Annotated in this window: 18 protein-coding genes, 1 pseudogene and 1 riboswitch; of the genes and pseudogenes, 5 read left to right on the forward strand and 14 right to left on the reverse strand. The window is 77.7% G+C overall.

Annotation, left to right across the window (positions count from 1 at the left end; translation table 11 throughout):
- Positions 1-531 precede the first annotated feature (531 nt).
- Complete coding sequence (locus tag ACFY07_RS01685) at positions 532-2,196, reverse strand: amidohydrolase (protein ID WP_390866885.1); 1,665 nt, start codon at positions 2,194-2,196, stop codon at positions 532-534.
- A gap of 125 nt (positions 2,197-2,321) precedes the next feature.
- A complete protein-coding gene (locus ACFY07_RS01690) occupies positions 2,322-2,762 on the reverse strand; it encodes an Lrp/AsnC family transcriptional regulator (RefSeq protein ID WP_390866886.1) in 441 nt (146 codons plus the stop codon).
- Positions 2,763-2,927: 165 nt separating this feature from the next.
- Between ACFY07_RS01690 and ACFY07_RS01695 the strand changes: the two genes are divergently transcribed.
- Complete coding sequence (locus ACFY07_RS01695) at positions 2,928-3,908, forward strand: hypothetical protein (protein WP_390866887.1); 981 nt, start codon at positions 2,928-2,930, stop codon at positions 3,906-3,908.
- Positions 3,909-4,162: 254 nt separating this feature from the next.
- Positions 4,163-4,603, forward strand: a complete 441-nt coding sequence (locus tag ACFY07_RS01700) for a hypothetical protein (RefSeq protein WP_390866888.1) — start codon at positions 4,163-4,165, stop codon at positions 4,601-4,603.
- A 147-nt stretch (positions 4,604-4,750) separates the two neighbouring features.
- Here the strand turns inward: ACFY07_RS01700 and ACFY07_RS01705 are convergent, their stop codons facing one another.
- Positions 4,751-5,923 (reverse strand): acyl-CoA dehydrogenase family protein, encoded by a 1,173-nt coding sequence (locus ACFY07_RS01705; protein ID WP_390866889.1) that lies wholly within the window; start codon positions 5,921-5,923, stop codon positions 4,751-4,753.
- An 846-nt stretch (positions 5,924-6,769) separates the two neighbouring features.
- Between ACFY07_RS01705 and ACFY07_RS01710 the strand changes: the two genes are divergently transcribed.
- Positions 6,770-9,802, forward strand: coding sequence for a BTAD domain-containing putative transcriptional regulator (locus ACFY07_RS01710; protein ID WP_390866890.1), 3,033 nt, complete (start codon positions 6,770-6,772; stop codon positions 9,800-9,802).
- 579 nt (positions 9,803-10,381) lie between these two features.
- Entirely contained in the window at positions 10,382-12,310 is a 1,929-nt protein-coding gene (locus ACFY07_RS01715; RefSeq protein ID WP_390867053.1) for an AAA family ATPase, read from the forward strand.
- Positions 12,311-12,450: 140 nt separating this feature from the next.
- Here ACFY07_RS01715 and ACFY07_RS01720 read toward each other — a convergent pair whose 3' ends face one another.
- From ACFY07_RS01720 to ribD, 10 genes and pseudogenes are all read right to left on the reverse strand, one after another.
- On the reverse strand, positions 12,451-13,506 hold the full coding sequence (locus ACFY07_RS01720) for a hemolysin family protein (RefSeq protein WP_390866891.1): 1,056 nt from the start codon (positions 13,504-13,506) through the stop codon (positions 12,451-12,453).
- Positions 13,503-14,900 carry a hemolysin family protein gene (locus ACFY07_RS01725; RefSeq protein WP_390866892.1) on the reverse strand — a complete coding sequence of 466 codons (1,398 nt, stop codon included), beginning with the start codon at positions 14,898-14,900 and terminating at the stop codon, positions 13,503-13,505. The genes ACFY07_RS01720 and ACFY07_RS01725 overlap by 4 nt, the downstream gene beginning before the upstream one ends.
- A 363-nt stretch (positions 14,901-15,263) precedes the next feature.
- Positions 15,264-15,767, reverse strand: coding sequence for a PH domain-containing protein (locus tag ACFY07_RS01730; protein ID WP_390866893.1), 504 nt, complete (start codon positions 15,765-15,767; stop codon positions 15,264-15,266).
- Between the two features lie 64 nt (positions 15,768-15,831).
- Positions 15,832-16,677 carry an ATP phosphoribosyltransferase gene (gene hisG, locus ACFY07_RS01735; protein ID WP_390867054.1) on the reverse strand — a complete coding sequence of 282 codons (846 nt, stop codon included), beginning with the start codon at positions 16,675-16,677 and terminating at the stop codon, positions 15,832-15,834.
- Positions 16,678-16,760: 83 nt separating this feature from the next.
- Positions 16,761-17,033 (reverse strand): phosphoribosyl-ATP diphosphatase, encoded by a 273-nt coding sequence (locus ACFY07_RS01740; RefSeq protein ID WP_230647579.1) that lies wholly within the window; start codon positions 17,031-17,033, stop codon positions 16,761-16,763.
- Between the two features lie 154 nt (positions 17,034-17,187).
- A pseudogene (ribH, locus tag ACFY07_RS01745) lies at positions 17,188-17,670 on the reverse strand (6,7-dimethyl-8-ribityllumazine synthase); the annotation flags it as partial.
- A gap of 111 nt (positions 17,671-17,781) precedes the next feature.
- On the reverse strand, positions 17,782-19,152 hold the full coding sequence (locus ACFY07_RS01750; RefSeq protein WP_390866894.1) for a bifunctional 3,4-dihydroxy-2-butanone-4-phosphate synthase/GTP cyclohydrolase II: 1,371 nt from the start codon (positions 19,150-19,152) through the stop codon (positions 17,782-17,784).
- Complete coding sequence (locus ACFY07_RS01755) at positions 19,149-19,796, reverse strand: nicotinamide mononucleotide transporter family protein (RefSeq protein ID WP_230647585.1); 648 nt, start codon at positions 19,794-19,796, stop codon at positions 19,149-19,151. Before ACFY07_RS01755 ends, ACFY07_RS01750 begins: the two co-directional genes overlap by 4 nt.
- Positions 19,793-20,497, reverse strand: coding sequence for a riboflavin synthase (locus ACFY07_RS01760; protein WP_390866895.1), 705 nt, complete (start codon positions 20,495-20,497; stop codon positions 19,793-19,795). Before ACFY07_RS01760 ends, ACFY07_RS01755 begins: the two co-directional genes overlap by 4 nt.
- 3 nt (positions 20,498-20,500) lie before the next feature.
- Positions 20,501-21,673, reverse strand: coding sequence for a bifunctional diaminohydroxyphosphoribosylaminopyrimidine deaminase/5-amino-6-(5-phosphoribosylamino)uracil reductase RibD (gene ribD / locus ACFY07_RS01765; RefSeq protein WP_390867055.1), 1,173 nt, complete (start codon positions 21,671-21,673; stop codon positions 20,501-20,503).
- Positions 21,674-21,843: 170 nt separating this feature from the next.
- Positions 21,844-21,974, reverse strand: a riboswitch (FMN riboswitch).
- 341 nt (positions 21,975-22,315) lie between these two features.
- On the opposite strand from ribD, the gene ACFY07_RS01770 reads away from it, so the two are divergent.
- Complete coding sequence (locus ACFY07_RS01770) at positions 22,316-22,819, forward strand: MarR family winged helix-turn-helix transcriptional regulator (RefSeq protein WP_390866896.1); 504 nt, start codon at positions 22,316-22,318, stop codon at positions 22,817-22,819.
- A gap of 125 nt (positions 22,820-22,944) precedes the next feature.
- On the opposite strand, the gene ACFY07_RS01775 is transcribed toward ACFY07_RS01770, so the two are convergent.
- Positions 22,945-24,153, reverse strand: a complete 1,209-nt coding sequence (locus tag ACFY07_RS01775) for a phosphatidylserine/phosphatidylglycerophosphate/cardiolipin synthase family protein (RefSeq protein WP_390867056.1) — start codon at positions 24,151-24,153, stop codon at positions 22,945-22,947.
- Between the last annotated feature and the right edge of the window lie 141 nt (positions 24,154-24,294).

Genomic DNA, 24,294 nt, shown 5'->3' on the forward strand with positions numbered 1-24,294 from the left:
GGCTGCCACGCGCCCCGTGCCGCGGCGGCTGGACCTGGCTGCCTGTCGGCGGCGCCGCTGGGGCGCCGTCCGTCGGCCCAGTGCCTGCCACGGGTTTGGCGTGGAGGTTCCCGGTCGGGCGGCCTGCGGGGGGAGTTCCCCCCGGAGGTGGACGGCGTCGAACCTACTGGTAGCCGACCGCCGTCTGTCAACTGCGGCCCGACCTGCGCGGACGGAGCAGAACCCCAGGTCGGAGCGGTCTTCCGGCGTGAGGAGTCCGCCGCGGCGCGTCCCGGAGGGGGGACCGGGCTCCACCCGATCGGCCGCAGGCGATCTTCGCGGCGCCCGGCGCGCACTCCGCCGGGCGGCCGCCGCCGCGGCGTGCGACGCGCCGGGCGCGCCGGAAACGCAGCCGGGCGCCCTCCGACGCCACCGGGCGCCCCTCCCGAGACCCCTCCGACCGCCGCCCCGACCGCCGACGCCCCGACCGCCGACGCCCCGCTCGGAGGACGCCGCCCTCGGAGGGCGGCGCCCGTCGGACGCCGTCCCCCGTCAGAGGGACCCGTGCACCACCCGGCCGCGCACCGCGGTCGCCAGGCAGACCGGCAGCGGCGCGCCCGGCGTCAGGTCGGGCAGGCCGGGGGTGCCGGAGCGGGGGTCGGTGGACCAGCCCGCCACCCGCGAGTCCGGGGCCTGCACCACCAGCTCCCCCGCCTGCCAGACCGCGAAGTCCGCCGGGGCGCCCGGCACCAGCACGCCCGCGTCGTCACGGCCGAGCGCCCGCCAGCCGCCCCGGGTGTGGGCGGTGAAGGCGGCGCGCACGGAGACGCGGTGCGCGGGGTTCCGGTGGAACGCCGCGGCCCGCACGGTGCCCCACGGGTCCAGCGGGGTCACCGGCGCGTCGGAGCCGAAGGCCAGCGGGACCCCGGCCCGCAGCAGCTGCGCGAACGGGTTGAGCGCCCGGGCCCGCTCGGCGCCCAGCCGGCGGGCGTACATGCCGTCCTCGCCTCCCCAGGCGGCGTCGAAGGCGGGCTGGACGGAGGCGACCAGGCCGAACTCGGCGAAGGCGGCCACCGCCGCGTCGTCCAGCAGCTCCGCGTGCTCCACCCGGTGGCGCAGCGCCCGCACCCGCCCGGCGCCCAGCCGTCCGGCGGCGGCCCGCACGCCGTCCAGGACGGCGGCCAGGGCGGCGTCCCCGATGGCGTGGAAGCCCGCCTGGAGGCCCGCCTCCGTGCAGGCGGCGACGTGGTCGGCGACCTCGGCGGCGGTGAGGTAGGCGGCGCCGGTGGAGCCGGGGGCCCCGGCGTCGTCGGCGTCCGCGTAGGGGGCGTGCAGACACGCGGTCCGGGAGCCGATCGCGCCGTCCACGAAGAGGTCGCCGCCCGCGCCGACCGCGCCCAGGCGCCGGGCGGTCCCGACGGCGCCGAGCTCCCCCCAGTAGCCGAACACCCGCGGCCCGCCGCCCTCGGCGGCCAGGGCGAGCAGGCCGGTGAAGTCCTCCTCGGAGGAGATGTCGGGGCCGCCGCACTCGTGGACGGAGCCGATGCCGAGGGAGGCGGCACGGCTCAGGGCCGCCTGCTGGGCGTCGCGCCGCTGGCCGGCGGAGATGCCGTCGAGGGCGGTGCGGCGCACGGCGTGGTGGGCGTCGCGGGTGAGCGGGCCGTCGGGGTGGTGCCCGGCGAGGCCGGAGAGGGCGCCGGACCGGTCGGCGCGGGCGCGCAGCGCGGTGGAGGCGACGGCGGAGTGCACGTCGGTGCGGGAGAGGTAGACGGCGGCGCCGTCCGCGGCGGCGTCCAGCTCCTCGCGGGTGGGCGCACGGTTCTCGGGCCAGCCCGTCTCGTCCCAGCCGTGGCCGACCACGACGCCGTCGCCGCCCCCGCCGGCGGCGAGGCGGCCGCAGGACCGCTCCTGCCGGACGTGGCGCTCCAGCCGGGCCAGGGCCTCGGCGAGGGAGGGGCAGCCGGTGAGGTCGAGGCCGGTGAGGGCCAGGCCGGTCGCGGTGGCGTGCACGTGGGCGTCGACGAAGGCCGGGGTGACCAGCGCCCCGGCGAGGTCGACCACCCGGTCGGCCCCGTCGACGTACGCGTCCGCCGCGCCCTCCGAGCCGATCCAGGCGACGGTGCCGTCCTGGACCACCATGGCGGTGGCGAAGGGGTCGGCGGGGCTGTAGACGGCGCCGCCGCGCAGGAGCACGGTGCCGGTGGTGCGATCGGTCATGGGGCCAGTCTGCCGGGCACCCCCGGACGCGGCGCAGCGGGGTGGCACCGGGGCCGGGGCCGCGGGCCGGGGCGGACCGGGGCCGCGGGCCGGGGCGGACCGGGGCCGCGGGCCGGGACACGGGGTCAGATCCTGGGCGGGCGGGCCTCGTACGGGGTGCTGAGCACGACGGTGGTGCGGGTGGAGACGCCGGCGGCGGAGCGGATGCGCGCCAGCAGGTGCTCCAGGTCGCCGGGACCGGCCACCCGGACCTTGAGGATGTAGTTCTCGTCGCCCGCGACGCTGTGGCACGCCTCGATCTCGTCGATCCCGGCGAGGCGCTCGGGCACATCGTCGGGCGCGCTGGGGTCGAACGGCTTGACCGAGATGAACGCGGTGAGCGGCAGGCCCGCCGCGTCGGGGTCGACGACCGCGGCGTAGCCGCGGATCACGCCGCGCTGCTCCAGGCGGCGCACCCGCTGGTGCACCGCCGAGGTGGAGAGGCCGGTGGCCTTCCCCAGGTCGGTGTAACTCATCCGCCCGTCCTGGACGAGCAGCTGCACGATCTGACGGTCGAGATCCTCCACAAGGGGCCAACCTACTGGGCGCGGCCCGTCCCTGCCGACCCGGCCGGACCCCCGGCGCGCCCGAAGGCGCCGCGGACGGGCGGCAGCGGCGGCGGGGACGGCAGCGGCGGGGCGCCGCCGGGGCGCTGCCGGGGCGCTGTCGGTGGCGGCTCCTAGGGTGGCCGCATGTCCGAGTCGCAGGGGAGAACGCCGGCGCCGGGAGTGGCCGCGCTGGAGCGGGTGGTCGAGGAGCTGGCCGCGGAGCCCGGCGTGAGCGGCGCCCGGGTTCGGCAGCTGCGCTGGGTCGCCGGCGAGCTGGCCCGGGCGGTCGAGCGCGGCGGGCTGCCGCCGGGGGCCGGCGCGTCGCTGGGCGGCCTGCTGGAGTCCGCCGCCGTGGAGTCGTACCTGGAGCTGGCGGCCCGCGGCGAGCTGCGGCGCCGCGCGGTGCCCGACCCGGGCCGGTCGTCGGACGCCAGCATGCGGGTGCGCGCCGACTGCCTGGTGATCGTGGCCCGGCGCGCCGGGGTGGCGCTGGAGGTGCCGGAGCGCCCGCTGGTGCCCGAGCCGAAGCCGGTGGTGGATCCGCGCCGCCGCGGCCTGCTGCTGCGGTACCTGGCGGACGGGGCCGAGCGGTACGCGCGGGCGGACCCGGGGCGGGTCCGGCTGCTGGCGCTCGTGGGCGTGGTCCTGGACACGGGGGCGCGGGCCGGGGAGCTGTGCGCCCTGCGGACGGGCGACCTGGGCGGGGGCAGCGGCGGCGGCCCGGGCGGGGACCTCGGCGAGGTGCGGCTGGTCCGGCGGCCGCAGGCCAGGTCGGTGAGCCCGCCGCACACCGAGGTGCTGCCGCTGTCCGGGCCGACGCGGGCGGCCCTGCGGCGGTGGCTGCCGGTCCGGGAGGAGCTGGTCGCGGCCGCGCAGGGTCCGGTGCACGCGCTGTGGGTGTCGGTGCGCGGCAACCACGCGGGCCTGCCGGACGCGGACGGCCGGGTGCGGCGGCGGCCGCCGGGGATGCCGCTGATGCCCCGGGGGCTGGCGCGCGCCTACACCCGGACCGTGGCCGAGCTGAACGTGGAGCTGGCCGGCACCCCCGGGTGGGAGCCGCTGCCCCGGCGGCTGGAGCAGCTGCGCCGGGCGGTGGCGGCGGAGCTGGAGGCGGCCGGCGGCTGACCCGGCGCGGGGGCGGCGGCCGGCAGGCCCCGGACCGGCGGACCCCGGCCGGAGGGCCCCGCCGGGGAGGCGCTGCCGGGACGTGCCGGGGGCGCGTGCCGGAGCGCGGAGGGCGCTCCGCGGGGCCCCGTGTGACCAAGGACACACCGGGCGCATGACGGTGCGTCGGTCCGCAGGATTATGTGGGGCAGGTGGAGGGAATTGCTGCTTGTGGTCACGGCCGTGGCGGCCTGGCCCACCCGAGGGGGATGAACATGCCTGTACTTGACCGGCGCACCCGCGACACCGAGGCGGAGCTGCGCGCCGACGAGCCCGAGCCCTGCGAAACCCGGGCGCCCTTCCCGGGCGCCGACCCCGGCGACGGCGAGACCTGGGAGATCCTCCGGCTCCGCTGCCCCGAGTGCGACCGCCCCATCGCCCTGCTCGGGGACGAGGAGCGCCTCCCCCAGCACGCGGTCCTGCGCAGCGCGTGGAACCCGTTCGCCTCGGTGGTCTGCCCCGGCTCCGGCCAGCCGGTGGACGACGCCGCCGACTTCGACGAGGACCCCGCCCTCGACGCCGGACCGGCCCTGGAGGCCCTGCTGACGCTGCCGCCGGAGCTGGACTGGCGGACCCAGCCGTTCTCGCACGTCGGCGGCCCCGGCTCCCAGCCGGTGCGCGTCCCGCGTCAGGAGATGCGCCCCGCCCGGAGCTGACCCGCCGCCGGCCGGGCGCACGGGCGGGGCCGCCCCGCCCGGCGCCGGTCGCCGACCGCACCGGCCGCACGGAACAGCACGGACCCCGCCGGGCACTGCCCGGCGGGGTCGTCGTACGGGTCGGGCGCGCGGCGGCCGCCGCGCGTCTCAGCGGCCGGCGCCGCCCGTGAGGCGGCGGCCGATCACCATGCGCTGGATCTGGTTGGTGCCCTCGACGATCTGGAGCACCTTGGCCTCCCGCATGTAGCGCTCGACCGGGTAGTCCTGGGTGTAGCCGTAGCCGCCGAGGACCTGGACGGCGTCGGTGGTCACCCGCATGGCCGCGTCGGTGCAGAACAGCTTCGCCATGGCCGCCTCCTTGGTGAAGGAGAGGCCCGCGTCGCGGCGGCGGGCCGCGGACAGGTACAGGGCGCGGCCGGCCTCGACCTGGGTGGCCATGTCGGCGAGCATGAACGACAGGCCCTGGAAGTCGGCGATCGGCCGGCCGAACTGGCGGCGGTCCCGGGCGTACTCCACGGCGTGGTCCAGGGCGGCCTGGGCGACGCCGACCGCGCAGGCCGCGATGCCGAGGCGGCCGGAGTCGAGGGCGGACAGCGCTATGGAGAAGCCCTGGCCCTCCTCCCCGATCAGGCGGTCGGCGGGCACCCGCGCGCCGTCGAAGTGGATCTGGGCGGTGGGCGAGCTCCTCAGGCCCATCTTGCGCTCCGGCGGGGCGGCGCTCAGGCCGGGGGTGTCGGCCGCGACCAGCAGGGCGCTGATGCCGCCGGGGCCCTCGCCGCCGGTGCGGACCAGGGCGCTGTAGAAGTCGGCGGCGCCGCCGTGGGTGATCCACGCCTTGGTCCCGTTGACCGTGTAGGTCCCGCCGTCGCGGACGGCGGAGGTGCGCAGCGCGGCGGCGTCGGAGCCGGACTGGGGCTCCGAGAGGCAGTACGCGCCCAGCAGGGAGCCGCCCAGCATGTCCGGCAGGAACCGGCGCCGCTGCTCGTCGCTGCCGAAGGTGGCGAGGGCGTGGCAGGAGAGGGTGTGGACGCTGACGCCGAGGCCGACGGCGAGCCAGCCGGCCGACAGCTCCTCCAGGACCTGCAGGTAGACCTCGTACGGCTGGCCGCCGCCGCCGTACTCCTCGGGGTAGGGCAGGCCCAGCAGCCCGGACTCGCCGAGGGTGCGGAGGACCTCCCGCGGGAAGCGCCCCTCGGCCTCGTCGTCGGCGGCCCGGGGCAGCAGCTCGTGGTCGACCAGCTCGCGGGTGAGGGCCAGCAGGTCGCGGGCCTCCTCGGTGGGCAGCTGGCGTTCCACCGGCTTGCTCGGGGAGATGCTCATGGCGGGGTCGCCTCCTCGGTCGCACCCCGGGCCCGTGGTGGGGGCCCGGCGGGGTCGTCGTGCCTCGTCGGAAGCGGTCCCACCGGTTCGCAGTGAACGGCCATTAACCGACGCGGCGAAGTGAGTATGCCCGATCCCGGGGCGTCCGTCACCGCGAGGGCCCGGCGGGCGGCGGCGAGGGGCCGCGCGGGGGGCGGCCGGGACGGGTGCGGGCCGGGCGCGGCGGCCGGGCGGCACCCGGACGGCCGGGGCTGCGCGGTGGCGGCGGTCCGGCCGGGGCGGGGCCGCCCGGCCGGGCCGGCGGCCGGTCCGGCCGCGGGCATGCGGAGGGCCGGCCGCACCCGGCGCAGCAGCCCCCCGTGCTGCTGTGCCGGCGCGACCGGCCCTCTCCCCTGTCCCCCCGTCCCCGGCTCCCCTCCGGGGACCGCCTCCGCCCAGGGCGCGGAGGCGGTGTCCGCCGTCCCCCCGGACGGCGGAAGCTCAGGCGCTGCGGGCGCTACTTGCGGGTGGCGCCGTTGCCGGTGGGCGACTCGGTGCCGGTGCCCGTCCCGGTGTCCGTCCCGGTGTCCGGCGTGTCGGGGGTGGGCTCCTCCGGCGGCGTGCTCATGTCGTTGCTCCTCGGTGGTGGTCTGGCGGCCCGTCCGGCGGGCCCCGGGGTCCGGCCGACCCCCCCGGCGGGCCTCCGCGCGGGGAGGCCTGGGGAGAACGACCGGAGCAAGCATGGCGAAGGCCGATAAACATCTGATAAACAGCACCTGCGGTGCCGTGGGACGCAGCGCACCGCAGGGGGAGAGCCGCTCCGAGCCGGTCGGGGCGGGCATCGGGGAAGCCGGGGGGCGCGCAGCCTTGCAGACCGACGCGGACGCCGCACAGCCGAATCTGCACTTCGAGGTCCTGGGCCCGCTGCAGGCGTGGCGCTCCTCCCGGGAGGTCGAGCTGGGACCGCCGCAGCAGCGCGCGCTGCTGGCCGTGCTGCTCCGGCGGGCGGGCCGGCCCACCGGCCTCCGGGAGGCGGTCGAGGGGGTCTGGGGCGAGGACCCGCCGCCGAACGCCGTGGCCGCCGTCCGCACGTACGTCTCCCGGCTGCGCCGCTCCCTGGAGCCCGACCGCAGGTCGAGGACGGCCGCGGAGACCCTCGTCTCGGTCGCGGACGGCTACGCCCTGCGCCTGCCGCCGGGGGCCGTCGACGCCGACCGGTTCGAGCAGGACGTCAGCCGGGCGGGCCGGGCGCTGGCCGCCGGGGACGCCGAGGGCTGCCACGCGGCGGCGGCCGCGGCGCTCGCCCTCTGGCGGGCCGCCCCGCTCCCGGGCCTGCCGGGCCCCTCGGCCGACGCCTGGCGCAGGCGGCTGGAGGAGCTGCGCTGCACCGCGCTGGAGCTGCGCCTCGGCGCCGGGATCGACCTCGGCCGGGCCCAGGAGGCCGTCGCGGAGCTGGCGGACCTGGTCGTGGAGCACCCGCTGCGGGAGCGGTTCCGGGCCCTGCTGATGCTGGCGCTGTACCGCGGGGGCCGGCAGGCCGAGGCCCTCGCCGCCTACGCCGACGCCCGCCGCCTGCTGGTCGCCGAGCTCGGCGTGGAGCCGGGGCCCGAACTCGGCGAGCTGCACGCGCGCATCCTGGCCTCGGACGCCTCCCTGCTGCGGCCCGCGCCCCCGGCCGCGGTGTCCCGCGGCCCCGGGGAGCGGCCGGCCGCGGCGGTCCCCGCCCAGCTCCCCGCGGACCCGGCCGACTTCACCGGCCGGGAGGCGATGACCCGGGAGCTGGAGGCGGTGCTCCGCGGCAGGGGCGGCGGCCAGGGCGGTCAGGGCGGTCAGGGCGGTCAGGGCGGGGACGGCGGCGTCCGCCTCTGCGCGGTGTCGGGCATCGGCGGGGTCGGCAAGACGACGCTGGCCGTGCACGCCGGGCACCGGGTCCGCGCGGAGTTCCCGGACGGCCAGCTCCACGTGGACCTGCGCGGCGCCGGGGACGGCCCCGCCGACCCGGAGGCCGTGCTCGGCGACTTCCTCACCGCCCTGGGCCAGGACCCGGACGGCGTCCCGGAGGGCCTGGAGCAGCGGGCGCGGCTCTACCGCTCCCTGCTGGCGGACCGCCGGGTCCTGGTCGTGCTGGACAACGCCCTGGACACCGCCCAGGTCCTGCCGCTGCTGCCCGGCGGCCCCGGGTGCGCCGTGGTGGTCACCAGCCGGGCCCGGCTCACCGACCTGGCCGGGGCCCGCCACGTCGACCTGGACGTCCTGGACCCGCAGGAGGCCGTGCGGCTGTTCGCCGCGATCGCCGGGACCGAGCGGGTGGAGGCCGAGCGGGAGGCGGCCCTGGACGTCGTGTCCGCCTGCAGCTTCCTGCCGCTCGCGGTGCGGATCACGGCGTCCCGGCTGGCGGCGCGCCGCTCCTGGACGGTGTCGGTGCTGGCCGAGCGCCTCGCCGACGAGCAGCGCCGCCTGGACGAGCTGCAGACCGGGCGGCTCGGCGTGGAGGCCACGTTCGAGCTGGGCTACCGGCAGCTCTCCCCCGCCCTGGCCCGGGCGTTCCGGCTGCTGGCGCTCCCGGACAGCCCCGACCTCTCGCTGGCCTCCGCCGCGGCCGTGCTGGGGCTGCCGGTGCAGGACGCGGAGGACCTGGCGGAGGCGCTGGTCGACGCCGGGATGCTGGAGTCCCCCGCCCCCGGCCGCTACCGCCACCACGACCTGCTGCGGCTCTTCGCGCGACGGCGGAGCGGGCGGGCCGACACGGCCGGGGAGCGGGACCTGGCCTCCGGCCGGCTGCTGGACTTCCTCTTCGCCAGCGTCTCGGCGGCGTCCCGGCTGCTGGAGCCGGGCGACGTCCTGACGGACCACCTGCGGCCGCCGCAGGCGCAGGCGGCGCCCCTGCGGGACACCGAGGCCGCCCGCACCTGGCTCCGCTCCGAGCAGGCGACGCTCTTCGCGGTCGTCTCGCAGCGGGCCGGCGAGGACCGCGAGGGCGCCCTGCGGACGCTGGTCGACCTGCTGATGGCCTGGGTGTGGCTGATCGACGGCGTGGTCCACCAGCGGCAGATCGAGCGGGTCCTGCGGCCGGTGGTGGCCACCGCCCACCGCGCCGGCGACCGGGTCGCGGAGTCGCGCGCCCGCTGCGTCCGGGCGTTCCTGCTGTACTCCTGCGACCGGTACGAGGCGGCCGAGGAGGAGCTGCGGACCGCCCTGGAGCTCGCCCGGGCCTGCGGGGACGGCGTGGCGCACTTCACCGCGGCGAACCTGCTGGGCGTCGTCACGGGCGGCACCGGCCGCTCGGTGGAGGCGCTCCCGTACCTGCACGAGGCCCTGGAGCAGTGCGAGCTGCTGGGCAACACCAGCGTCTCGGCGCTGATCATGGGCAACACGGCCCGGTCGCTGATGGACCTCGGCCGCGCGGCGGAGGCCCGGGCCACGGCGGAGGCGGCGCTGGCGGCCGCCGAGTCCTCCGGCAACGACTCCACGGTGGCCGAGACGCGGTACGCCGCGAGCGTGGTGATGCGCCAGTCCGGCGAGCCGGAGCCCGCCGCCGTCCACCTGCACCACGCCCTGCGGCTCTTCCGCGAGCAGGGGCGCCGGAGCTGGGAGGGCCTGGTCCTGGCGCGGCTGGCGGAGTGCCTGCTCGCCCTGGACCGGGACGCGGACGCGGCGCTGACGGCGGAGCAGGCGCTGGCGGTGGCGGTGGAGATCGACGACGCGTACTGCGAGGGGCTGGCCCACGCGGCGCGCGGGCGCGCCCTGGTCCGGCTGGGGCACGCCGAGCGGGGCCGGGCGGCCCTGGAGGGCGCGGCCGCGGTGTTCGACCGGCTGGGGGTGCCGGAGGCCGAGGAGGTCGGGGACCTCCTGCGGCAGGCGGGCGACCGGACGGCGGCGGCAGTGCAGGCCTCCCCCTGAGCCCCGGACCGGTGACGGTGCGTGCCGCCGCCGGCGCGCTCCGCTTCACGCCGGACGGCGGCTTGACCTGGGCCGGGACCAGGTCCTACCTTGTCCCCGTCGCGAGATTGGTTGATCCCGCAACAACAGACGCGAAGCCCCTCGGCCGTTCCCCCGTGGCCGAGGGGCTTCGTCCTGTCCCGGGCCGGACCGGTCCCGCCCCGGCCGGGGGATCGGCCGCGCCCGGGGCCGCGGCGGCGCGGCGCCCTTCCGGATCTGCGGGGCGCCGGTACGATGCCGGGAGGAGCGGCGCACGGGGTGGTGCGGGCCGGGGGCGGCGAAGGGCTCTCCGCCACTCCCCCGGGCCCCGCGGAGTCTGCGGGGACGGCCGCGTTCCGCGTCGGCCCCCGCAGGGTCATCATGGTGGCCGGACGGCCTGGCCCGCGGTGCGGCGGGCGGCACGAGGGGGCGGTGCTCATGGGTGCGGGAGCGGCGGCAGGCACGCGGCGGGACCCACGGCGGGGGGCCTGAGTGGGCAGGGCCGAGGACCCGGGCGGCGCCGGGACGGCGGGGCTCGCCGACCGGGCGTGGCTGCGGGCCATGGACGCGTACACGGCGGGGGCCTACTCCCGGGCCGAGGAGGAGTTCCGCACGGCGGTGCGGCTGGACCCCGGCATGGCGGACGCCTGGCTGGGGCTGCACGCCCTGCGGTCCGACACCTCCGGGGCGCTGCTGGCCATGCACCGCCACCGCGACCGGTTCGGCGAGCAGCGGGGCCGCCACCGCAGGCCGCTGAGCTCCTGGTACTGGCTGGGCTGGTGGGTGCAGCCGGTGCTGGAGGACCGGCGCGACCTGGCGCTGGCGCACGCCTCGCACTGGCTCGACGGCCGCCACCTGCCCGAGCTGGACCGGGCCCTGGACCTCTGCCCGCCCGCCGGGGAGGATCCCTCGGTGCGGTTCCTGCACGCCTGCCGCTCCTACCTGGTCAAGGACTGGGAGCAGCTGATCCGCGACACCGACGGCCTGCTGGACGACCCTCTGCTGGGCATCGAGGCCGGCCTCTTCAGCGGGATGGCCCGGGTCCGGCTCGACATGTGCCCGCAGGCGGAGGCCCCGCTGGCGGCCTCGCTCGCGCGCTGCCGCTCCGAGCAGCCGCAGCGCAAGGAGCTGCGCTACTGGCTGGCGCGGGCGTACGAGGGCGCGGGCCGCAGCGCCGCGGCGTTGCCGCTGTACCGGGCGGTGCACCGGGCCGACCCGGCGTTCATGGACACCGCCGCCCGGCTCGCGGCGATCATGTCGGAGGACGGGGTCGACCCGGAGCTGCTGGAGGCCGAGCTGGACGGCGCGGTCGGGACCGCGGGCACCGGGGCGGCGCAGTCCGCCGCCGGGGGCGAGGACGGCGGCTTCGGGGCGGCCGGGGCCGCGGGCGGCGGCGGGACGGCGGGGGGCGCCGGGCCCGCGGCCGAGGCGGCGGACCCGGTGGCGGCGACCGCGGCCGACCGGGCCGAGTCCGCCGGGGGCGCCGCCGGGGCGGGCGGTCCCGGCGGCACGGCGAGCCCCGACGCGGGAGGCGCGGACGGCGGGGGCTCCGACGCCTCCCTGCGCGACCGGGTGGTGCTGCCGGTCCAGCCGCGGCCGGCGTCCGGCGCGGCCGCCGGGGCGGGCGGACCGGACCGCGGGCAGCTGGACGCGGCCCTGGCCGAGCTGGACCGGATGGTCGGCATGGGACCGGTGAAGCGGCAGGTGCTGGCGCTGTCGGCGCAGCTGCGGATGGCGCGGCTGCGGGCCGGCCAGGGTCTGCCCGTGCAGCCGCCCAAGCGGCACTTCGTCTTCTCCGGGCCGTCCGGGACGGGCAAGACCACGGTGGCGCGGATCCTGGGCCGGGTGTTCTACGCCCTGGGGCTGCTCTCCGGCGACCACCTGGTGGAGGCGCAGCGCGCCGACCTGGTGGGCGAGTTCCTGGGGCAGACGGCGGTGAAGGCCAACGAGCTGATCGACTCGGCGCTGGACGGCGTGCTCTTCATCGACGAGGCGTACTCGCTGGCCAACTCCGGCTACAGCAAGGGCGACGCGTACGGCGACGAGGCGCTGCAGGTGCTGCTGAAGCGCGCGGAGGACAACCGGGACCGGCTGGTCGTGATACTCGCCGGCTACCCGGAGGGCATGAACCGGCTGCTGGCCGCCAACCCCGGGCTCGCCTCGCGCTTCACCACCCGGGTCGACTTCCCCAGCTACCGCCCGTCCGAGCTCACCGCGATCGGGCAGGCGCTGGCCGCCCGCGACGGCGACGGGTGGGACGCGGACGCCCTGGAGGAGCTGCACAGCATCTGCGCCCACGTGGTGGGCGAGGGCTGGATCGACGAACTGGGGAACGGGCGCTTCATGCGCACCCTGTACGAGAAGTCGTGCGCCTACCGGGACCTGCGGCTGTCGGTGCTGGCCGCGGCGCCCGGCCGGGAGGACCTGGCGACGCTGCGGCTGCCGGACCTGATGCAGGCGTACGGCGAGCTGATCGACGGGCGCGGCTGACCGGACGGGCGGGACCGGCGGGACGGACGGGCGGGACCGGCGGGACGGACGGGCGGGACCGGCGGGACGGACGGGCGGGAGCAGGAGCGGGGACGGCGGGCGGGCCCGGGGCGCACCGCCCCGGGCCCGCCCGCCGCGGCTCAGACCCGGCCGCGGACGGCGGCGGCCCGCCGGTGGTCCGGGTCGTGGACCTCCCCCACCAGCTCCTCCAGCACGTCCTCCAGGGTGACCAGGCCCAGCGTGCGGCCCTCCCGGTCGACGACGGCCGCCAGGTGGGCGGCGGCGCGGCGCATCGCGCCGAGGGCGTCGTCCAGCGCGGTGCGGTCGCGCACGGAGGTCATCCGCCGCCACGTCTGGCGGGGCACCGGCGCGGTGCGGTCGTCCAGGTCGAGGACGTCCTTGACGTGCAGGTACCCGAGGAAGCCGCCGTCCGGGCCGGTGACCGGGAAGCGGGAGAAGCCGGTGGAGACGGCGAGCTCCTCCAGCCGCGCCGGGGTGACGGAGGCGTCCACGGTGACGAGCTTCGCGGTCGGCAGCAGCACGTCGGTGACGGGGCGGCGGCCGAGCTCCAGGGCGTCCTCCAGCCGCTCCTGCTCGCGCGGGGCCAGCAGGCCGGCCTCACGGGAGTCCTCCACCAGGTGGGCCAGCTGCTCGCTGGTGAAGACGGACTCCACCTCGTCCTTGGGCTCCACGCGGAAGGCGCGCAGCACCAGGTTGGCGAAGGCGTTGAGGAAGCGGATGAACGGGCCCAGCAGCCGGGCCAGGGTGTCCAGCGGCGGTCCGAGCCACAGGACGGCCCGCTCCGGGCTCGCCAGGGCGATGTTCTTGGGGACCATCTCGCCGACGACCATGTGGAGGAAGACCACCACGGCCAGCGCGATGACGTACGAGGCCAGGTGCGTGGCCGCGTCCGGCACGCCGAGGGCCTGGAACGGGCCGTGCAGCAGGTGCGCGATGGTGGGCTCGGCGAGGGCGCCGAGGAGGAGCGAGCAGACGGTGATGCCGAGCTGCGCCGCGGCGAGCATGGAGGAGACGTTCTCCAGCGCGTGCAGCACGGTGCGGGCGCGGCGGTTGCCGGCCGCGGCGAGCGGCTCGACCTGGCTGCGCCGGACCGAGATGACCGCGAACTCGGCGCCGACGAAGAAGGCGTTGCCGAGGAGGAGCAGGAGCGAGGCGAGGATCTGCAGGACGGTCATCGGGCCCGCCCCCCGTTGCCGCCGGCGCCCCTGCCGCCGTCCCTGCCGTCGTCCCCGGGGTCGTCCGCCGCGGCGGGACCGCCGGGCAGCCGGCCGGTGCGCTCCAGGCGCACCCGGGAGGTGCGGTGCCGGTCGGTGTCCAGGACGGTCAGCCGCCAGCCGGGCAGCCGGGCCGTGTCACCGGGTGCGGGGATCCGGCCCAGGAGGTGGGCGACCAGGCCGCCCAGGGTCTCGTAGGGGCCCTCGGGCGCGTGGAGGCCGACGGCCTCCAGCTGGTCGACGCGGGTGCGCCCGTCGGCGTCCCAGGCCGGCATGCCGCCGACGGGGGCGAGGGCGACCAGGTCGGGGAGGTCCTCGGGGTCGTGCTCGTCGACGACCTCGCCGACCATCTCCTCGATGATGTCCTCCAGGGTGACGACGCCCGCGGTGCCGCCGTACTCGTCGACGACCACGGCCATCTGCTGGCTGCGGCGCAGCACCTCCAGGAGGCGGCCCGCCGGGAGGGTCTCGGGGACCAGCAGCGGGGCGACCTTGATCTGCGAGACCGGTACGACGGAGCGGCGGCCGGCGGGCACGGCGAGGGCCTCCTTGAGGGAGACGAAGCCGGTGACGTCGTCCAGGGTGTCGGTGTAGACGGGGAAGCGGGACAGGCCGGTGGCCCGGGTCAGGTTGAGCACGTCGGCGGCGGTGGCGGCGCCGTGGAGGGCGGAGACGTCGACCCGGGGGGTCATCACGCTCTGGGCGGTGAGCCCGGTGAGGCCGAGGGTGCGGACGAAGAGGTCCGCGGTCTCCTCCTCGATGGCTCCCGCCTTGGCCGAGTGCTGGGCGAGCGCCACCAGTTCGGAGGGGGTGCGGGCGTGGGCGAGCTCCTCGGCGGGCTCCATGCCGAGCGCGCGCACGGCGCGGTTGGCGGAGCCGTTGAGGAAGGCGATGACCGGGCGGCAGGCGGCCGAGAAGGCGCGGTGCGGTCCGACCACGGCGCGGGCGACGCGCAGGGGCTGGGCGATGGCCCAGTTCTTGGGCACCAGCTCGCCGATGACCATCTGGAGGACGGTCGCCAGCACCATGCCGACGGCGACGGCCAGGCCCCGGGAGACGGAGTCGGGGACGCCGACGGCGGCGAGGAGCGGGCCGAGGAGCTCGGAGAGGGCCGGCTCGGCGAGCATGCCGACCACCAGGGAGGTGACGGTGATGCCGAGCTGGGCGCCGGAGAGCTCGAAGGAGAGGCGGCGCAGGGCCTGGGCGACGCCCTCGGAGCGGCGGTCGCCGGCGGCGGCCGCACGCTCCACCGCGCCGCGTTCGACGGTGACGAGGGAGAACTCGGCGGCCACGAAGAGGCCGTTGGCGAGGATGAGGGCGAACGCCGCGATCAGCAGGATCCAGGCGGTGGTCACCGTACCGCCTCCCCGCGGGCCGCACGCGCGGCCGGGCGGTGCGGAGGCTCAGGGGACGGGACGGCGTTCGTACTGCCGGACGGATCGTCCATCGAGGGGAGGTGTCACTCCTCTGGTCGGGGGTGGGGGCGCGTGCTCACCGGTGGAGCGGCCCCCGAGGGACCGGACGCGCCGTGGCCTGCGGGGTGTTTGCCCCGCCTTTACCAGCGTAAACGACAGGCGGGCGGGGGCGGGGCGGGGCTCCCGGGGACGCCGGTGCGGGCCGGTCCGGGGGCCTGGTGCGGGCCGGCCGGGGGGCCGGGCGGCGGCCGGTGCTGGAGCGGGCCCGGCCCAGGGGCCGGGGCCGGACCCGGGGCGCCGGGCTCATCGGCCGGGGGCGGCGGCTCCGTGCGCGTCGACGAGGTCGCGCAGCGCGCGGGCGGCGGCGACGGCCTGCTCCCGGCCGGCGGCGGGCTGGATGCCGACGGTGGCCAGGGTGGTGCCGTCGGCCAGGTCCAGGACGGCCCAGGGGTCGCCCTGACGGAGGTTGACGCGGACGATCTCGGCCCAGGCCAGCCGGCGGCTGCGGACGAAGTTGACCACGGTGACCCCGGCGGGGTCGGCGGTGACCCGGGGCCGGGAGAGCATCACCAGGGCCGCCGCGAAGAGCAGGCCGGTGACGACCAGGGCGCCGCGGTCGTAGGCGTGCCAGTTGGACGGCAGCGCCGCCGCCATGGCGGCGAACATCACCACCAGCAGGACGGCGACCGGCAGCAGGACGGCGCGGGTGCGGGAGGCCCGCCAGGTCACCGGCAGCGCGGGGAGCCCCGCGGTCCGGTCGTGGCCGGTCCCCCGGTCGTGGTCGGCGGGCGGCGGGGTGGCGGGCATGGCGGCGGGCTCCACGGGAGGGTGCGGGGCGGGGACGGCCGGTGCCGTCCCCGCCCCGTCGGGGTCAGAGGCGGCAGGCGTGGATGTTGGTGACCAGGATGGCGCGGGCGCCGATGGCCCACAGGTCGTCCATGATCCGCTGGGCCTCCTTGCGGAGCACCATGGAGCGGACGGCCACCCAGCCCTCGCTGTGCAGCGGCGAGACGGTCGGCGACTCCAGGCCGGGGGTGAGGGCGACGGCGTCGCCGACCCGCTCGGCGCGGATGTCGTAGTCCATCATCACGTAGCGGCGGGCCACCAGGACGCCCTGGAGGCGGCGCAGGAACTGCTCGACCCGCGGGTCCTCGCCCGCGCCACGGGGCCGGACGACGACGGCGTCCGACTCCAGGATCGGGTCGCCGAAGACCTCCAGGCCCGCGTTGCGCAGCGTGGTGCCGGTCTCCACGACGTCGGCGATCACGTCGGCGACGCCGAGCTGGATGGCGGTCTCGACGGCGCCGTCGAGGCGGGTGACGGAGGCCTCGACGCCGTGCTCGGCGAGGTGGCGGCGGACCAGGCCCGGGTAGGAGGTCGCGATCCGCAGGCCCTGGAGGCCCTGGACGTCCTTGGCGGTGCCGACCGGCCCGGCGAAGCGGAAGGTGGAGCCGGCGAAGCCGAGCGCGAGCACCTCCTCGGCCTCGGCGCCGGAGTCCAGCAGCAGGTCGCGGCCGGTGACGCCGATGTCCAGGCGGCCGGAGCCGACGTAGATCGCGATGTCCCGCGGCCGCAGGAAGAAGAACTCGACGCTGTTGTCGGCGTCGACGAGGACGAGCTCCTTCGAGTCCTTGCGCTGGCGGTAGCCGGCCTCATGGAGCATCTCCGCCGCGGGACCCGAGAGAGAACCCTTGTTGGGTACGGCGATGCGCAGCATGGGAGGCAGGTCCTTCACTTGTTCGCGGATGTGCGGTTGCGGACGTGGTCGCGCGGGGGGCGGTACGCGCCCCCCGCGGCGGGTCACAGATGAGCGTATACGTCCTCGAGGGACAGGCCGCGGGCGACCATCATCACCTGGAGGTGGTAGAGCAGCTGGGAGATCTCCTCGGCCGTCCGCTCGTCCGACTCGTGCTCGGCGGCCATCCAGACCTCGGCGGCCTCCTCCACCACCTTCTTGCCGATGGCGTGCACGCCCTGCTGGACGAGCTGCGCGGTGCGGGAGGAACCGGGGTCGCCGGAGGCGGCCTTCTGCTGGAGCTCGGTGAAGAGCTCCTCGAATGTCTTCAGCGCCATGATGGGGACACCCTACGGCCTGAGGGCGGGACGCCGGGGGACGGTCCGCGGCGCGGACACCCGTGTCCGCGCCGCGGGACGGCCCCCCGGGCCCCCGGGCCGGCCCGGCGGGGCGGGGGTGAGCGCCCGGGCACAACCCCCGGGGTAATCCCCCGGGGACGGTGGAGGCGCGCCGCGCGGCGACGGTGGCGACGGCGGCGGTGACCGCCTCGTGGCCCTTGTCCTCGTGGGAGCCGGGCAGCCCCGCGCGGTCCAGTGCCTGGGCCTCGTCGTCGCAGGTCAGGACGCCGAAGCCGACCGGGACCCCGGTGGAGGCCGCCACCTGGGTCAGGCCCATGGCGGCCGCCTGGCAGACGTACTCGAAGTGCGGCGTGCCGCCCCGGATGACCACGCCCAGCGCCACCACCGCGTCGTAGCCGCGGTCGGCGAGCTGCTTGGCCGCCACCGGGAGCTCGAAGGCCCCCGGCACCCGCAGCACGGTCGGCTCGTCGATGCCGAGCTCGTGCAGGGCGCGCACGGCGCCGTCGAGCAGCCCCTGCATGATCTGCTCGTGCCACTGGGCGGCCACGACCGCGACCCGCAGGTCGCGGCAGTTCCTGGCGGTCAGCGTCAGCTCGGGGGCTCCCTTGCCGCTCACGGGCGTTCCTCTCCGTCGTACCGGTCCGTCGTACCGGTCGGTCTCGTCCCCGCCCGGGTCGTGCCCGGGCCGGGGGGTGGGGCGGGGGTGGGTGGGGCGTGCGGGGCGGGCTCAGCGCGTGCCGTCGGCGGCGCGCGGCTCGACCACGGGCGCGGCGAGCGAGGCGGGCGCCTCGGCCGCGTCGAGCCACGGCAGGTCGTGGCCCATCCGGTCCCGCTTGGTGAGCAGGTACCGCAGGTTGTGCTCGCCGGCCTGGACGGGCAGCGGCTCGCGGCCGGCCACCTCGATCCCGAGGGCGGTCAGCGCGGTGATCTTCTCGGGGTTGTTGGTGAGCAGCCGCACCGAGCGCACGCCCAGGTCGGCGAGCATCCGCGCCGCGGTGCCGTAGTCGCGGGCGTCGGCGGGCAGGCCGAGGTCGAGGTTGGCGTCGACGGTGTCGCGCCCGGCCTCCTGGAGCTGGTACGCGCGCAGCTTGTGCACCAGGCCGATCCCGCGGCCCTCGTGGCCGCGCAGGTACAGCAGCACGCCGCGCCCGGCGGCGGCGATCCGGTCCAGGGAGGCGTGCAGCTGGGGGCCGCAGTCGCAGCGCAGCGAGGCGAGGATGTCGCCGGTGAGGCACTCGGAGTGCACCCGGACCAGCACGTCCTCGCCGCCGGGGACGCGGCCGTCGGCGTCCAGGCCGCCGGCGACCAGGGCGATGTGCTCGGTGCCGTCCGCGGTGCGGTAGCCGACGGCGGTGAACATGCCGTGCTCGGTCGGCAGGCCGGTGACGGCGGCCCGCTCGACCATGCTCTCGGTGCGGCGCAGGTATGCGATCAGGTCGGCGATGGAGATGATCGCCAGGCCGTGGCGGCGGGCGAAGGGCACCAGGTCGGGGAGGCGGGCCATGGTGCCGTCGTCGTTGACGACCTCGGCGATGGCGCCGGCCGGCGGCAGGCCCGCGAGCCGGGCCAGGTCGACGGCGGCCTCGGTGTGACCGGGGCGGGCCAGGACGCCGCCCTCGACCGCGCGCAGCGGGAAGACGTGGCCGGGCCGGGTCAGGTCGGCGGCGGTGGTGGAGGACCCGGCGAGCAGCCGCACGGTCCGGGCGCGGTCGGCGGCGGAGATGCCGGTGGAGACCCCGTCGCGGGCGTCGACGGAGACCGCGTAGGCGGTGCCCTTGCGGTCCTCGTTGACCTGCGTCATGGGCGGCAGCGCGAGGCGGTCCAGCTCGGCCCCGGTCATGGGGACGCAGACGACGCCGGAGGTGTGCCGGACGGTGAAGGCCATCAGCTCCGGCGTGGCGGCGGAGGCGGCGAAGACCAGGTCGCCCTCGTTCTCGCGGTCCTCGTCGTCCACGACGACGACGGCGCGGCCGGCCGCGATCTCGGCGATCGCGCGCTCGACGGTGTCGAGGGCGAGGTCCTCGCGGGCGTCCGGGGCCTCGGGGGCGGGCGCGTGGTCGTGCGGGACGGGGGCGGCGAGCTCGTGCAGGGCGGTCATGCCACTGCTCCTTCCAGTGCGGACTGCTGCCGGGGACGGACGGTGCGGGTGCGCAGCCACCAGGCGCGCAGGCCGAGCAGGACGAGGACGAAGTAGACGACGTAGACGAGGCCGGAGAAGGCCAGCCCGCCGGAGAAGGCGAGCGGCACGCCGACCAGGTCGACGGCGAGCCAGGCGAACCAGAACTCCACCCAGCCGCGGGCCTGGGCGACCATCGCGGCGAGGGTGCCGGTGAAGATGTAGGCGTCCGGCCAGGGGTTCCAGGAGAGCGCGGGGACGGCGGTGAACAGGCCGCCGACGGCGAGGGTGCCCAGGGCGGTGCCGGCCGCCAGCAGGCCTCGCTCGCGCCAGGTGGCGAAGCGGACCTGCAGCTCGCCGTCGTCGCCGCGGCCGCGCCGCCACCGGTCCCAGCCCCAGAGGGCGACCCCGATCACCAGGAGCTGCTTGCCGACGCCGCCGCTGAGGTGGGCGGACCAGTAGGCGGAGACGAGGACGGCGCCGGAGAGGAGCTGGACCGGCCAGGCGGCCAGGGAGCGGCGCCAGCCGAGGGCGAGGGCGGCCAGGCCGAGCAGGTTGCCGACCATGTCGGACCAGATGACGGTCTGCCCGAAGGCGGTGAAGGCGGTGCTGTTGAGCCAGCTCATCGGAGGTCTCCGGCGGTCGCGGCGGGGGCGCCGGACCCGGCGGTCGCGGTGCCGGCGGGGAGGAGCGGCGCGGCGCGGTCGGCGAGCAGCCGCTCGACGTACTTGGCGAGGACGTCGACCTCCAGGTTGACCGGCTCGCCGGGCCGCCGGAGGCCGAGGGTGGTGAGGGCGAGGGTGGCCGGGATGAGGCTGACGGTGAAGAAGTCCGCCCCTGCCTCGACCACGGTGAGGCTGACGCCGTCGACGGTGATCGAGCCCTTCTCGACCAGGTACCGGGAGACGCCGGCCGGCAGCGAGAAGCGCAGCACCTCCCACTGCGGCCTGCCGTCGGCGCCCGCCTCGCCGGGCGTGCGGGAGAGCAGGGTGGCGGTGGCGTCGACGTGGCCCTGGACGAGGTGGCCGCCGAGCCGGTCGCCGAGCGCCATCGCCCGCTCCAGGTTGACGCGCGAGCCGGGCGCGAGGACGCCGAGGCTGGAGCGCCTCAGCGTCTCGGCCATGACGTCGGCGGAGAACGCGCCGGTGCCGGCGGCCAGTTCCTCGGCGGTGTCCACGACGGTGAGGCAGACGCCGTTCACGGCGATGGAGTCGCCGTGGCGGGCGCCCTGCGTGACGAGGGGTCCGCGCAGGCGGATGCGGGAGGAGTCCCCGAGGTCCTCGACGGAGACGACCTCGCCCAGCTCTTCGACGATTCCGGTGAACACAGCTCAGCTCTCCTCGGTGGCGGGCACGGTGACGGGCCGTTCGGTGGTGCTGTTCCCGGGGGCGGCGCTCCGGGCGGAGGCGCGTCCGGCGGCGGCCGGGCGCCGGGGGTAGGCGGTGAGGCGGAGGTCCGCCCCGACGCGGACGACGTCGTCGACGTCGAGCCGCAACGCGTCGCCGACCGTGTCGATTCCCGCGTCCAGCAGCGCCGCGGGTCCGGCGCCGAGCAGGGCGGGGGCCAGGTAGCCGACGGCCTTGTCGACGAGTCCGGCGGCCCAGAAGGCGCCGGCCAGCGTGGGGCCGCCCTCCAGCAGGACCGAACGCACGCCGCGGGCGTGCAGTTCGGCGAGCAGGGCCCGGGGGTCCAGGCCGCGGCCGTCCGCGGCGCGCGGCACCTCGGCGACCTCCGCCCGTCCGGCGCGGACGGCGTCGGCGAGGCGGGAGGTGTCGGCGCCGGGTGCGACGGCCAGCAGGGTGGGGGCGGCGCCGTCGAGGACCCGGGCCCCGGGCGGGGTGGCGGCGGCGGTGTCGGCGACGACCCGCAGCGGCTGCCGGACGTCCCCGTCCGCGCCGTGGCGGACCGCCAGGTGGGGGTCGTCGGCGCGCAGGGTGCCGGAGCCGACGAGGACGGCGTCCGCCTCGGCGCGCAGCCGGTGCACGTCGGCGCGGGCCTCGGGGCCGGTGATCCAGCGGCTGGTGCCGTCGGCGGCGGCGGAGCGGCCGTCGAGGGTGGCCGCGTACTTCCAGAGCACGAACGGGCGTCCGAGGCGCACGGAGGCCAGCCACGCCTCGTTGCCGCGCTCCGCCTCCGCGGCGAGGAGCCCGGCCTCGACGGCGACCCCGGCGGCACGCAGCACCCCGGCTCCGCCGGCGGCCTGGTCGGTGGGGTCCGCCACGGCGTACACGACGCGGGCCACCCCGGCGTCGACCAGCGCCTGCGCGCAGGGGCCGGTGCGGCCGGTGTGGCTGCAGGGTTCGAGGGTGACGACGGCGGTGCCGCCGCGGGCGCGGTCGCCGGCGGCACGCAGGGCGTGGACCTCGGCGTGGGGGCCGCCGGCCTGCCGGTGGTACCCCTCCCCCGCCACTTCGCCGTCGGCGTCGAGGACGACGCACCCGACGACGGGGTTGGGGCTGGTACGGCCGAGGCCGAGGGCCGCGAGGGCGACGGCGCGGCGCATCGCCTCGGCGGTGCGGCTTTCCGTCAGGGGGGCCACCGGAGTCCTCCTCGCGCTTGGTGCGCGGGCTCCGGGGCGTGGGGAGAGGACGCGGACGAGGAGAAGCCGGGCACGGCCGTGAGCGGACGCCCCGCAGGGGGCGCGCCGACGGCGCGGGTACGGCCGGACGTCCGCCGCGCACTGCCTCCCATCCGGACTTTCACCGTCGGTCCAGGAATTTCACCTGGTCAACCGGCCGCTGGCTGCGGACGGGTCGCGGACTGTAACCGCCGGTTCGGAATTACACCGACCCCGGAGTGCGCAAACGTCACTGGTACTGGATCAGAGTGTGCCATGCCCGGCCGCCCCGCGGGGAGGCGGGGGCACTGTGGAATCGCTCACTTTCCCGACCGGGGCCGGCGCGCGGCGCGTACGGACACCCGCAGGCGTCCGCCGACGGCCGCCGACGGCCGGGGGCGTGCACAGGAGCGCGGGCGCCGCCCGCTCGGCCGTACCCGCGGGGCGCACCCCTGGGTACCATCGGTCGCCCCACCCCCGGCGCCGCCCTGCGGGACGGTCCCGCACCGGCCGGCGCGGGGGCCCGGACGGCCGCCGGAGACGGGACGGCCGCCGGAGGGGACATCTCCCGGAGAGGGGACAGCGCACGTGGAGGACGCCGTCGCGGTGGTGCTGCGCCAGTGGCAGCAGCTGTTCCCCGGACTGGACCTGGCGCCGGTCGCCCTGGTCGGGCGCCTGGGGCGCTGTGCGGCCCTGCTGCAGCAGGCGGCCGACGCGCCGCTGGCCGGGGCGGGGATCAGCCGCCCGGAGTACGAGGTGCTCGCCGCGCTGCGCCGGGTCGGCGGGGAGCTGACCCCGGGCCGGCTGGCCCGGGAGACGTTCGCCTCCGGGGCTGCGGTCACCAAGCGGGTCCGGCAGCTGGAGGAGCGGGGGCTGGTGGTGCGCCGCGCCGACGGGCGCGACCGCCGGGTGGCGCACCTGTCGCTCACCGTCCGGGGCCGGGAGCTGGTGGACCGGCTGCTGCCCGCCCAGGTCGGCCACGAGGGCGCGCTGCTGGAGGGGCTGCCGGAGGAGCGCAGGCGGCAGCTCGCCGAGGGCCTCGGCGAGCTGCTGGTCCTGCTGGAAGGGCGGCTGGGCGGCATCCCGGGCTGACCGGCCGGCAGGCCGGCCGGTGGGCCGGCCGGTGGGCCGGCCGGTGGGCCGGCCGGTGAGCAGGCCGGCCGCGGGCGGCCTCCCGGGCGGGACGGGCCCGGACGGCGCCCGCCGGGGCCGCGGGACTACAGGAAGCGCCGGATCGGCAGCACGGACAGCTCGCGCAGCCGCTGGCCGGTCCCGCGGCGCCGCCAGCGGTGCGGGTCGACCGGGTCGCTGCGCCGCAGGTCGGTGTCGAAGTCCTCGTCGAGCCGGGCCGTCAGCTCCTCGTCGAGGACGGCGAGCATGACCTCCTCGTCGTGCTCCAGCGAGCGCCGGTTGAAGTTGGTGGAGCCGACGAGCGAGAGCACGCCGTCGACGGTGAGCACCTTGGCGTGCATCATCGTCGGCGCGTACTCCCACAGCTTCACGCCGCACTCCATCAGCTGCGCGTAGTGGTGCTGCCCCGCGAGCCGGCAGACCCGCTTGTCGGTGTGGCTGCCCGGGAGCAGGATCTCCACCTCGACGCCGCGGGCGGCCGCCTCGCACAGCAGGCCGACGAAGTAGGCGTCCGGGGCGAAGTAGGCGGAGGCGACCCGGATGCGGCGCTCGGCGCCGGTGATGGCGACGCGCAGCAGGGTCTGCATGTCCTGCCAGCCGATGCTGGCGGAGCCGCGCACCACCTGGACGACGGCGTCGCCGGCCGGCTCGTGCTCGGTGAAGCGGTCGCAGGCGTCGTAGAGCTCGTCGTCGCAGCACTCGGCCCAGTTCTGGGCGAAGGCGGCGGCGATGCCGTCGACGGAGGGGCCGCGGACCTCGACGTGGGTGTCCCGCCACTCGTTCTCGTTGCGGGCGTCGCCGCACCACTCCTCGGCGATGCCGACCCCGCCGGTGAAGGCGACCCGCTCGTCGACGACCAGGACCTTGCGGTGGCAGCGGTGGTTCTGCTTGAACGGGGAGAGCCACAGCGGCTTGCGGAACCAGGCGACCCGCACGCCGGACCCCTCCATCAGCTCCAGCAGGTCGCGCTCGATGAGGCGGCCGCCGAAGCCGTCGAGGAGCAGCCGCACGCGCAGGCCCTCGCGGGCCTTGGCGGCGAGCTCCCGGGCGAACTGCCGGGCGATGTCGCCGCGCCAGTAGACGAAGGTCATCATGTCGACGGTGCGCCGGGCGCCGCGGACGGCGTCGAGCATGGCGGGGAAGATCTGGTCCCCGTTGCGCAGCGGGCGCACCGCGTTGCCCTCGGTGGCCGCGATACCGATGAGCCGCTCCAGCCGGCGGCGCAGCAGCTGCTTCCGGTCGGCGGCCGGGCCGGGGCCGGGCACGCCGGGTGCGGGGCGGGCGGGCAGCGGCAGGGTCACGGGGTCACCTCGCGTGCGTCTGGCCGGGCCGTGGGGCGGCCCGGGCGTTGTCGCAACCCGTCTGCCCCGACACGCCGGATCGCATGCCTGCCCCGTTCCCGGCCGCCCGGCCCCGTTCCCGGCCGCCCGCCGGGT

It is taken from the genome of Streptomyces sp. NPDC001380 (assembly GCF_042895785.1).
Taxonomy (GTDB): Bacteria; Actinomycetota; Actinomycetes; order Streptomycetales; family Streptomycetaceae; genus Peterkaempfera.